This is a genomic window from Ruegeria sp. YS9, from assembly GCF_024628725.1.
Lineage (GTDB): Bacteria > Pseudomonadota > Alphaproteobacteria > Rhodobacterales > Rhodobacteraceae > Ruegeria > Ruegeria atlantica_C.
In genome coordinates, this window is the sequence record NZ_CP102409.1 from 2,891,527 (window position 1) to 2,902,453 (window position 10,927).

The 10,927-nt window shown below is 63.1% G+C and carries 10 protein-coding genes; 6 read left to right on the forward strand and 4 right to left on the reverse strand.

Features of this window, described 5'->3' with window-relative positions:
• Nucleotides 1-24: 24 nt before the first annotated feature.
• Nucleotides 25-1,017: an ABC transporter ATP-binding protein gene (locus tag NOR97_RS14655; RefSeq protein ID WP_257600882.1), complete on the forward strand. Its 993-nt coding sequence runs from the start codon at nucleotides 25-27 to the stop codon at nucleotides 1,015-1,017.
• On the opposite strand, the gene NOR97_RS14660 is transcribed toward NOR97_RS14655, so the two are convergent.
• On the reverse strand, nucleotides 1,014-1,478 hold the full coding sequence (locus NOR97_RS14660; RefSeq protein ID WP_170346780.1) for a DUF1203 domain-containing protein: 465 nt from the start codon (nucleotides 1,476-1,478) through the stop codon (nucleotides 1,014-1,016). The genes NOR97_RS14655 and NOR97_RS14660 overlap by 4 nt on opposite strands.
• A gap of 110 nt (nucleotides 1,479-1,588) precedes the next feature.
• Here NOR97_RS14660 and NOR97_RS14665 point away from each other — a divergent pair, with 110 nt between their 5' ends.
• The 3 genes from NOR97_RS14665 to NOR97_RS14675 all read left to right on the forward strand — a co-directional run bounded on the left by NOR97_RS14665 (nucleotide 1,589) and on the right by NOR97_RS14675 (nucleotide 6,042).
• Nucleotides 1,589-4,507, forward strand: coding sequence for an error-prone DNA polymerase (locus tag NOR97_RS14665; protein ID WP_257599575.1), 2,919 nt, complete (start codon nucleotides 1,589-1,591; stop codon nucleotides 4,505-4,507).
• A 47-nt stretch (nucleotides 4,508-4,554) separates the two neighbouring features.
• Nucleotides 4,555-4,968 carry a group III truncated hemoglobin gene (locus NOR97_RS14670; protein ID WP_257599576.1) on the forward strand — a complete coding sequence of 138 codons (414 nt, stop codon included), beginning with the start codon at nucleotides 4,555-4,557 and terminating at the stop codon, nucleotides 4,966-4,968.
• A 135-nt stretch (nucleotides 4,969-5,103) separates the two neighbouring features.
• Nucleotides 5,104-6,042: a DMT family transporter gene (locus tag NOR97_RS14675; protein ID WP_257599577.1), complete on the forward strand. Its 939-nt coding sequence runs from the start codon at nucleotides 5,104-5,106 to the stop codon at nucleotides 6,040-6,042.
• A gap of 8 nt (nucleotides 6,043-6,050) precedes the next feature.
• Here the strand turns inward: NOR97_RS14675 and NOR97_RS14680 are convergent, their stop codons facing one another.
• Together NOR97_RS14680 and NOR97_RS14685 are read right to left on the reverse strand one after the other, a co-directional pair.
• Entirely contained in the window at nucleotides 6,051-6,779 is a 729-nt protein-coding gene (locus tag NOR97_RS14680) for an NYN domain-containing protein (RefSeq protein WP_257599578.1), read from the reverse strand.
• A gap of 88 nt (nucleotides 6,780-6,867) precedes the next feature.
• Nucleotides 6,868-7,980 carry an S-(hydroxymethyl)glutathione dehydrogenase/class III alcohol dehydrogenase gene (locus NOR97_RS14685; protein WP_257599579.1) on the reverse strand — a complete coding sequence of 371 codons (1,113 nt, stop codon included), beginning with the start codon at nucleotides 7,978-7,980 and terminating at the stop codon, nucleotides 6,868-6,870.
• A 130-nt stretch (nucleotides 7,981-8,110) separates the two neighbouring features.
• Here NOR97_RS14685 and NOR97_RS14690 point away from each other — a divergent pair, with 130 nt between their 5' ends.
• Nucleotides 8,111-8,398 carry an I78 family peptidase inhibitor gene (locus NOR97_RS14690; RefSeq protein WP_257599580.1) on the forward strand — a complete coding sequence of 96 codons (288 nt, stop codon included), beginning with the start codon at nucleotides 8,111-8,113 and terminating at the stop codon, nucleotides 8,396-8,398.
• 62 nt (nucleotides 8,399-8,460) lie between these two features.
• Entirely contained in the window at nucleotides 8,461-10,113 is a 1,653-nt protein-coding gene (locus NOR97_RS14695) for a DNA polymerase Y family protein (RefSeq protein WP_257599581.1), read from the forward strand.
• Between the two features lie 3 nt (nucleotides 10,114-10,116).
• On the opposite strand, the gene NOR97_RS14700 is transcribed toward NOR97_RS14695, so the two are convergent.
• On the reverse strand, nucleotides 10,117-10,842 hold the full coding sequence (locus NOR97_RS14700; protein WP_257599582.1) for an SDR family oxidoreductase: 726 nt from the start codon (nucleotides 10,840-10,842) through the stop codon (nucleotides 10,117-10,119).
• Nucleotides 10,843-10,927: the final 85 nt, after the last annotated feature.

The following is a 10,927-nucleotide window of genomic DNA, read 5'->3' on the forward strand; positions in this document are numbered from 1 at the left end:
GAGCAATCCGGGGGCAAGAGCCACATGAGCGATGCGGCAATCAGGATCGAAGGTCTGCGCAAAACCTATCGTGGCGGCAAGGGTCAGCCTGAGAAACACGCGCTGAAAGGCATTGATTTGACTGTTCCCAGGGGTTCGGTTTTTGGGCTGCTGGGCCCGAATGGCGCCGGGAAATCGACCCTGATCAATATTCTCGCCGGGTTGGTGGTGAAGTCCTCGGGCCGTGTATCGATCTGGGGTTTCGATCAGGATCAGAATCCGCGACAATCCCGCGCCGCGATTGGTGTCATGCCGCAAGAGCTGAACCTTGACCCGTTCTTCACCCCTCGGGGTGCATTGGAGGTTCAGGCAGGCCTGTACGGCGTTCCGAAATCCGAGCGACGCAGCGATGAAATCCTTGAACTGGTCGGCCTCAGCGACAAGGCCGAGGCCTATGCCCGCACGCTGTCGGGCGGGATGCGGCGGCGGCTGCTGCTGGCCAAGGCGCTGGTCCATCACCCCAAAATCCTGGTGTTGGACGAACCCACGGCAGGCGTGGACATCGAACTGCGCCAGATGCTGTGGGCCAATGTGCGCAAGCTGAACGAACAGGGCATGACCATCATCCTGACCACCCACTATCTGGAAGAAGCGCAGGAGATGTGTGACGAAATCGCCATCATCAACCACGGTGAAAAGATCGCTCAGGACAGTACCGCAAACCTGCTGGGCCGCATGGACAGCCGGACCATGGTCATTGATCCCGACACCCCGGTGGTCGACCTGCCGGTGACCGAAGGCGTCGAGGCCAGCTTACGTGAAGACGGCAGCCTTATACTGCAATATCGCAGCACCCGGACCAGCGCCGAGCAGGTTCTGGAATCCGTCCGGGCGGCCGGCATCCGCATCCGCGACGTGCGCACCGAAGAGGCCGATCTCGAGGACGTGTTCCTGGCCCTGACCTCCTCGCGCGCCGACGATGCCCCGGCCGACGATCAGGACCAGCCACGCCGGGGCTTGCACCGGGTCAAGCTCTAAACCCGGTCTATCCGCGCTTGGTAGCAGTTGTTCCGTGCCGATCTTACGTGAATATAGGCCACGTCCGGGCGGGCAAAGATGGCGCTGACTTTTGCGTCGATCTGATCTTTTGGCGTGATTGCCCCGGTGCCATAAACGATCCGGTCATCTGGTCCATACCCCTTGATCAGATAGTCCGGTGCAGTGGTCAAAATCTCGGGCAGGGCGTCGCCTTCATAGCGCTTGCAAGGCGTTGCGCACAGAAAGATCGGTCCTGTTTCAGCGTAGGGATGTGGCTCTAAAAAGGGGCGATGCGCCAGTATCAGCATCTCTGCGCCTTCGGGGATGTTCCTCAGGCAGTGGCGACAGGGATTGCCAGCCCCCGACGAAACGGCGCGCTCGGGCGTGTGGCCATAGGCATCAGGCTGACCTGCCTGAAGGGCGCGGACTTCGTCAGTGGGCAGAGCGGTGATTTTGAACATCTCGTGTCTCCTTTTTCTGCAACCATGCGCGCCTGTTCAGGTCCAGGCGACCCGTTTCCTGCGCAAAGGACTCGAAAAAGAACAAAACGTGAATATAATGTGGAATCGCCATGTATGCCGAACTGTCGATCACGTCGAACTTCACCTTCCTCACCGGGGCCTCGCACCCCGAGGAGTACATGGAGCGCGCCGTCACCCTGGGCCTGCCCGCCATCGCCATCGCCGATGACAACTCGGTGGCGGGCATCGTCCGCGCCCATACCCAGGCGCGCGAGATCGCCCGCAAGGTCCGTGAACGCCGCGCATGGGACGAGCAGAACACGCCCATCGGCCCGCCCTGCCCCGATCACATCCCGAAACCGCCCTCGTTTCCGGTGCATGCGGTGCCGCGGCTGATCCCGGCGGCGCGGCTGCTCTTTACCGATGCCCCGCCCATCACCGCCCTGCCCCTCAACCGGCAGGGCTGGGCCAGCCTGTGCCGCCTCCTGTCCACCGGACGGCTGCGCGCGGCCAAGGGCGACTGCATCCTGCACCTGTCCGACCTGTTGGAATTTTCCGGCGGTCTGCACCTGCTGCTCTGGCCACAGGCGAGCCATCCGACCGGCGGCGCGAGCGGATGGCGGACACAGGCGCAACAGCTGACGCGCCGCTTTGCCGGGCGCATGCACCTGCTGATGCACCCCCGCTATGACGGGGCAGATTCCGCGTTTTTCTCAATGTTAGAGACTGAATCCAACCATCTGGGCCTGCCCACCATCGCCAGCGCCGCGCCGATGATGCATCACGGCTCGCGCCGCAAGCTGGGTGATGTGCTGACCGCCATCCGCCTGCGCCGCAAGGTGGACGATCTGGGCCGTCACGCGCTGGCAAATGGCGAGCAGCGCCTGCGCTCGGAACCCGAGATGCTGCGCATCTTCAAGGGCTTTGAGGACGCCGTGGCCCGCGCTTATGCGCTCAGCCAGGAACTCACATTCTCGCTGGACGAGCTGCGCTATGAATATCCCAGCGAGGGCAGCGACCAGGAAACCCCGACCCAGCGCCTGCATCGGCTGGCACATGAAGGGTTGAAATGGCGCTATCCCGCCGGGGCGTCCGAGAAAGCCAAAAAGATGCTGGCGCATGAGCTGACGCTGATCGGCAAGCTGAAATACGAGCCCTACTTTCTGACCGTCCGCGACATCGTCCATTTCGCCCGCTCGCGCGGCATCCTGTGCCAGGGGCGCGGCTCGGCGGCGAACTCCGTCGTCTGTTTCTGTCTCGGCATCACCGAGGTCAGCCCCGAGATGGGCACAATGGTCTTTGAACGCTTCGTCTCCGAGGCGCGGGACGAGCCACCCGACATCGACGTCGATTTCGAACATGAACGCCGCGAAGAGGTGATCCAGCACATCTATGAACGCTATGGCCGCCACCGCGCCGGGCTCTGCGCCACCGTGATCCACTATCGCGGCAAGCGCGCCATCCGCGAGGTGGGCCGCGCCATGGGCCTGACCGAAGACACGATTTCCGCCCTGTCCTCGCAGCTGTGGGGGTTTTTCTCGGCCTCGGGGCTCGAGGCGGAACGGATGCGCGAGATCGGCCTCGACCCCGAGGATCGGCGCCTGAAACAGACTCTAATGCTGGTTTATGAAATCAACGGCTTCCCCCGCCACCTGTCCCAGCATGTGGGCGGATTCATCATCACCGAGGGCCGTCTGGACGAGCTGGTGCCCATCGAGAACGCCACGATGGAGGACCGCACCGTCATCTGCTGGGACAAGGACGATATCGACACGCTGGGCATCCTCAAGGTCGATGTCCTGAGCCTTGGCATGCTGACCTGCATCCGCAAGGCGTTTGATCTGATTGGCCAGCACCACCAGGCCAGCTATACGCTCGCCACCCTGCCGCCCGAGGACCCGGCGGTCTATGACATGCTGTGCCGCGCGGATTCGGTCGGCGTGTTCCAGGTGGAATCACGTGCGCAGATGAACTTTCTGCCCCGGATGCGGCCGCGCAATTTCTATGATCTGGTGATCGAGGTCGCCATCATCCGCCCCGGCCCCATTCAGGGCGACATGGTGCATCCCTATATCCGCCGCCGGAACGGCGAAGAGGAGGTCAGCTTCCCCTCGGACGAACTGGGCGAGGTGTTGGGCAAGACGCTGGGCGTGCCGTTGTTCCAGGAACAGGCGATGCAGATCGCCATCGTCGGCGCGGGTTTCACCCCGGAACAGGCGGACCGGCTGCGGCGCTCGCTGGCGACCTTCAAGAAACATGGCAATGTCAGCGAATTCCGCGCCCTGTTCCTGCGCGGGATGCAGCGCAACGGCTATGACGCCGAATTTGCCGAGCGCTGTTTCTCGCAGATCGAGGGCTTCGGCTCCTACGGCTTCCCCGAAAGCCACGCGGCCAGCTTTGCGCTGCTGGTCTATGCCAGCGCCTGGATCAAGTGCCACCATCCGGGGATTTTCGCCTGCGCGCTGCTGAACTCGCAGCCGATGGGGTTCTATGCCCCCGCCCAGATCGTGCGCGATGCGCGCGAGCATGGGGTGCAGGTGCGCCCGGTCTGCATCAATGCCAGCTTCTGGGACAACGTGATGGAGCCCGACGGCCATGGCGGGCTGGCCCTGCGGCTGGGCTTCCGCCAGATCAAGGGCCTGAGCGAAGAGGACGCCAGTTGGCTGACCGCCGCGCGCGGCAACGGCTACCATCAGGTTGACGACGTCTGGCGCCGCGCGGGCCTTGGCCCCTCGGTGATCGAGCGTCTGGCCGAGGCCGATGCCTTTGCCGCCTGCGGCCTGACCCGGCGCGAGGCGCTGTGGCAGGCCAAGGCGATCGCCACCGCCCGGCCCCTGCCGCTGTTCGCGCAGGATCTGGAAGGCGAGGCGCTGGACGAGCCCGCCGCCCATCTGCCCCGGATGTCGCTGGGCGAACAGGTGGTCGAGGATTACGTCGCCACCCGACTCAGCCTGCGCGCGCATCCGGTCGCCCTGCTGCGGCACCTGCTGACGCCGGGGCAGCGCGACAATACCACCTCTGTCACATAACGCCGGAACCGCCTATCTGCCAAAAACAGAGTCGAAAACAGGCCACCATGAACAGACCAACCCTTCCGCCGCGCTTTCCCGCGACGCCCGAGCAGATCAACGCACAGGTTCGCGCCTTTTACGCCCGAGTACGGCAGGACGCGGTACTTGGCCCGGTATTCGCCAACCATGTCACCGACTGGCCCGCGCATGAGGAAAAGATCGCATCCTTCTGGCGCAACGCCATCCTGTTCGAGCGCAGCTATGACGGCAACCCGCAGCGGGTGCATATCGAACGACCGGACGTAAAGCCCGAGATGTTCGCCCATTGGCTGGACCTGTTCGAAAAGGTCGCCACCCAGACCCTGCCTCCGGAAACCGCCACACCATGGGTCGCTCTGGCGCGCCGCATCGGTGTTGGGATGAAGGCTGGGGTGCAATCGGCCCGCCAGCCCAAGGACGCGCCACCGATCCTGCGTTGAGCCCACGTCATGGCTGCCTTGCGATGTTAGCGGTAAATTAGGGGCTATGCGGGTCGAGGAAATAGGGTTAGTCAGAGACAAGACAGCCCCTTTTGCGCTGCCCCTTCACATCGACACATCACCCGAGGCCGACCCATGAGCACTCAGAACACCACCCTCCGGGGTCTTGGCTATGCATTCGCGGGCTTTGCGGTCTTTGCCACCCATGACGCGCTGATCAAGACGCTGGGCGGGACCTATTCGGTGATGCAGATCATCTTTTTTGCCACGCTGTTTTCCTTTGTCCCGATGGCCGTGACGATCTTGACGGACCGGACCACGGGCAACTTCCGGCCGCATCACCCCTGGTTGGTGTTGCTGCGCTCAGGTCTGATGGTCACGGCCATGTCCTGTGCGTTCTATGCCTTTTCGGCCCTGCCCCTGGCCGAGGTCTATTCGTTGCTGTTTTCTTTCCCGCTGATCGTCACGGTCCTGTCGATTCCGATACTGGGCGAAGTCGTCCGGGCCCAGCGCTGGGCTGCGGTTGGCATGGGTCTGATCGGGGTGCTGATCGTCCTGCGCCCCGGCGCGACCGAGATCACCCTGGGCCACCTTGCCGCCCTGACGGCCGCGTTCTGCAGCGCCTTCGCATCGGTGCTGGTGCGCAAGATCGGGAACGAGGAACGCTCGGCCGTCCTGATCCTGTATCCGATGCTGCTGGCGATCGCGGTCATGAGTCTGGCGCAACCGGCGGTCTACCAGCCGCCGTCCCTGCTTCATCTGGCGATGATGGCGCTGGTCGGCGTGTTTTCGGTGATCGCCCAGCACCTGATCATCCTGGCCTATCGGGCTGCGCCCGCCGGCGTGGTCGCGCCCAGCCAGTACAGCCAGATCATCTGGGCCACGATATTCGGCGCTGTGTTCTTTGGTGAACGGCCCGACAAATGGGTGGCCGTGGGGGCCGCGATCATCATCGCGTCCGGTGTGTTCGTCGTCTGGCGCGAGAGCCGGGCCAATGTATCGCCGAACAAACCGGTTCTGCGCGTCCGCTCGCCGCGCTCTGACACCGGCGCCTCAGCGCGACTGGGGTCGTAGGGCGTCTGCTACTGATCTTTCAATCTGATCTTCAGGCCGCCGTTTTCGCCTGTTTCCTCGAACTTCCCGATGGCTCGTACCAAGTCGCTCAGTCGCTTGAAGCCATAGGTTCGCGTGTCAAAATCCGGATAGTTCATGCTGAGCTGACTGCCTAGCCAGCCAAGGCCCGCCCACCCGTCCGGTTCCTCGGATTTGAGCACGACATTCCGGATCAACTGATAAGCATGGTTCAGTTCTTGTTTGGCAGAGGGCTTCTTAGCTTTCTCCGGGGAATCGTTCGCCTGCACCTCCTCCTTTTTTATATTCTCGATGTAGATGAACCGGTTGCAAGCCGCGACAAAGGCTTTGGGCGTCTTTTCCTCGCCGATTCCGAACACGCTCAGCCCCTGTTCGCGGATGCGGCTGGCCAGGCGGGTGAAATCGCTGTCGGATGACACCAGAACGAACCCGTCGAAGCGGCCCGAATGCAGAATGTCCATCGCGTCGATCACCAGGGCGATGTCGCCGGCGTTCTTGCCGGTGGTATTGGCGAATTGCTGATGGGGGACGATGGCGTATTCCGCCAGTTTCTCGGCGCTCCAGCCCTGCGGGATACCGCCGGAAAAATCGCCGTAGATCCGGCGCAGACTGGCCTCGCCCAATGTGGCGACTTCTTCGAAGATTTCGGCGACGTGTTTTGCCGGAACATTCTCGGCGTCAATCAGAACGGCAAGGCGTTCTGTGGTGGTGTTGGTCAACTTGGTCTCTCAATTCAGACGTATAATTCTGACCTGAACATAGGGGCAAACGCGGGCGGGTGTAACCCCGCCCGTTCACATTCGGGGTTCAGTAGATCACCACCGACCGGATGCTTTCGCCCTTGTGCATCAGGTCGAAGCCGGTGTTGATGTCGTCCAGACCCATGGTGTGGGTGATCATCGGATCAATCTCGATCTTGCCTTCCATGTACCAGTCGACGATCTTGGGCACGTCCGTGCGCCCGCGCGCGCCGCCGAAGGCGGTGCCGCGCCACGACCGGCCGGTGACCAGCTGGAACGGACGGGTCGAGATCTCGGCCCCGGCGGGCGCCACGCCGATGATGATCGATTCGCCCCAGCCCTTGTGCGCCGATTCCAGTGCTGCGCGCATCACGCCGACATTGCCGGTGGCATCAAAGGTGTAATCTGCGCCGCCCTTGGTCAGGTTCACCAGATAGGGCACCAGATCGCCCTCGACCTCGGACGGGTTGACGAAATCGGTCATGCCGAATTTCTCGGCCATCTCGACCTTGGCCGGGTTCAGGTCGACGCCGACGATCTGATCGGCCCCGGCCAGACGCAGGCCCTGAATCACGTTCAGACCGATCCCGCCCAGACCGAACACGATGGCGCGGCTGCCGATTTCCACCTTGGCGGTGTTGATCACCGCGCCGATGCCCGTGGTCACGCCGCAACCGATATAGCAGATCTTGTCGAACGGCGCGTCCTCGCGCACCTTGGCCAATGCGATTTCCGGCAGAACCGTGTGGTTCGAAAAGGTCGAGCAGCCCATGTAATGCAGGATCGGATCTCCATCCAGCGTCGAAAAGCGCGAGGTGCCATCGGGCATCAGGCCCTTGCCCTGCGTCTCGCGGATGGCCTGGCACAGGTTGGTCTTGGGGTGCAGGCAGTATTCGCATTCGCGGCATTCGGGGGTGTAGAGCGGGATCACGTGATCGCCCGGCTTCAGGCTGGTCACGCCCGGGCCGACCTCGACCACGACGCCGGCGCCTTCATGGCCCAGAATGGCCGGGAACAGGCCTTCGGGGTCGGCGCCCGACAGGGTGAATTCATCCGTATGACAGATGCCGGTGGCCTTGATTTCAACCAGAACCTCGCCCGCCTTGGGGCCTTCGAGGTTTACGTCCATCACTTCCAAAGGTTTGCCCGCCTGTACGGCGACGGCAGCACGGGTACGCATGGTATTTGTCTCCCTGTCACTTTTGCCCCGACCCTGCGTCAATTGCAGGGTGTTTTCAACTGTGCTTTCTTGGCAGGTCGGCTAATTATTTGATATTGCAGAAACGACATTGCCAGAATGAGGAACGCCAATGCTCCGTTTTTTACCGATCTTTATCCTTCTGGCGGCCTGCGCAGACACAAGCATTCCGCAGGATGTTGCCGTTGTCTCAGAAGATGCACCGGTCGATCTGGCCTTTTGCAAGGGTGAGCCGTTTGCCGATACCGTTGGCCAGCCGATTTCGACCATTCAGGCGAACCTCCCCGAGCGGTCGCGCGTACTTGGACCCGATGATATCGCCACACAGGATTACCGCATCGACAGGCTGAACGTCTATGTGGACGGCGCCGGTGTTATTCAGCGTCTGACCTGCGGGTAAGCGTGGACTCGGCAGGTGATTCTCGGATAGGAACAAAATGAGAACATTTTGATGTCTGCCCGATGCCCAAACGCCGAATACTCTCGCTGTGGTTCCCCCGTCTGGGGGCCGAACGGCTGATCCGCGCTGCGCGGGGCCTGCATGGCGGGCCTTTGGCCGTTGTGGCCGAACAGTCGAACATGCAGGTCATCACCTCGCTGAACTCTGATGCACAGGCCGCCGGTCTGCGCGTGGGCCAGCCGGTGCGCGATGCCCATGCCATGTGCGCCAGCCTGATCACCCGCCCCCGCAACACCCCGGCCGAGGCCGCGTTTCTGACCGCGCTGCGCCGCTGGGCGGGCAAGTTCAGCCCCTGGGTGGCTGAAGAGGCCCCCGATGGCCTGATCGTTGACCTGTCAGGTTGCGCCCATCTGTTCGGCGGTGAAGAGGCCTTGCTGAGCGTGCTTGAAACCGACTGCGCCGATATGGGCCTGAGCGTGCAGATGGGCATCGCCGACACGTTGGGCGCGGCCTGGGCGCTGGCCCGCTATGCCGGGCAAGAAGCCACATCCGACCGCAACGGCGATGCGATTTCCCAAGAAGCCCGCGCCACCCGCGCCCGCGCCGGCAAACGGCGGCACTGGACCAGGGGCGGCGCCGCGCCGCAAGTCGTGGCGCTGGGCGGTGGCGCGCGGATTGCCGCGCCAGGGCAGGCCTATGGCGCGCTCAGCCCCCTGCCCATCGCGGCACTGCGGCTGGACGACCAGACCGTAGCGCAGCTGAACCGGCTGGGCCTGCGGCGGATCGGCGACCTGCTGGGCCAACCGCGCGCCTCGCTGGCCCGCCGGTTCGGGCGCGGGCTGGTGCTGCGGCTGGATCAGGCGATGGGCAGCGCGCCCGAGCCGGTCTCGCCCGCCCGTCCGCCACATCACTTTGCGGTGCGGATGACTCTGCCCAACCCGATTGGCTTGGTCGAAGACGTGATGGCTGCCGTCGATCGGATTCTGCCAACGCTCTGCACCAAGCTGGAAGAGAAAGGGCGCGGGGTCCGCACACTGCGTCTGGAAGCCCACCGGGCCGATCAGGCCGCTGAGGTTATCGAGATCGGCCTGGCCCGTCCGACCTATGACAAAAATCGCATTTGCCCTTTGTTAGAGATGAAAATTGACAAGATCGACGCAGGCTATGGCATCGACATGCTGCGGCTTGAGGCGATCCAGACGGAACCCATCCATGCCCGCACCATCGCCGGTCATGCCGAAGCGCGCCGCGTAGCCCGCAACCGGCTTGAGGGCAATACAGCCGTGGATGATCTTACGGCCAAGCTGGGCGCGCGGGTGGGGCTGGATGCGATCACGCGGCGGCACCCGGCGGCCTCGCACATCCCCGAGAAAACGGCGCAGACGCTGGCGGCGGCCTGGTCGGAACCCGCGCGCGACTGGCCTGCCCCGCCGCGCCCCCGCCCCTTGCAGATGTGGCAGCCCGAACCCGTGATGGCGCCGGAAACCCCGAATGTGCCCTGCACCTTTCGCTGGCGTGGGCGCGACTGGCAACTGGCGCAGGCCACCGGCCCGGAACGTATCGCGCCGGAATGGTGGCTGGATGACCCCAACTGGCGCAGCGGGGTGCGCGATTACTGGGTTGTGGTGACAGAACAGGGGGAACGCCTGTGGTTGTTCTACGGGCACGGAGGCACGATGTCCGCAGGCTGGTTCTGTCAGGGACAGTTTTGTTAGAGTCTATTTCCCACGATAAACCAGCAGGTCCGGCAGGTAGTCAATCAGACGAATGAACCAGGAAAACGGTGCCGGAAAATCCGTACGGAAACGGCGGCGAGACATTGCCTTGACCACGCGATCCGCCGCATCCGCGGGCGTCATCAACATCGGCATCTTGAAGCTGTTCTTTTCGGTCAGTCGGGTCTTGATGAAGCCGGGATTGACGATACGCACTGTCACGCCAGTACCCGCCAGATCATGCCGCATCGTCTCGGCCAGCGAAATCAGCGCGGCCTTGCTGGCGCCATACCCGATTGCGTTGGGCAACCCGTGATACCCGGCCAGTGACCCGATCAAAGTAACCTCTCCCTGGCCTGCCCGGACAAAGCCCGGAACGGTTTCACCCAGAACCCGCAGCGCACCCAGATAGTTCACATCGCTCATCCTGAGGGACGCTTCGGTGTCCCATTCGGCCGAACGCATGGGGTCATAAGCCCCGGCATTGTAAACCAGCCCATCGACATGCCCCGCCTCGGCAACAGCCGAACGAACAGAGTCTAAATCGGTTACATCGCACCGGATCGCGCGCGCATCCGGCAATTCTGAACACATCTCGGACAACCGCTCCAAATTGCGCGCCGACAGGATCAGGGACGCACCCTTCCGGCCAAGCGCCTGCGCCAAAGCGCGGCCCAGACCTTCGCTTGCGCCGATGATCCAAATGGTTTTCCCGTCAAAGCTGCTCATGTGTGGGCCGATTCAGTTGTGTGTCACAATAATACGGCCTCGCATCCGCGTTGGATCAAAACGGTGGCGCAAGTCACGAAGCTCA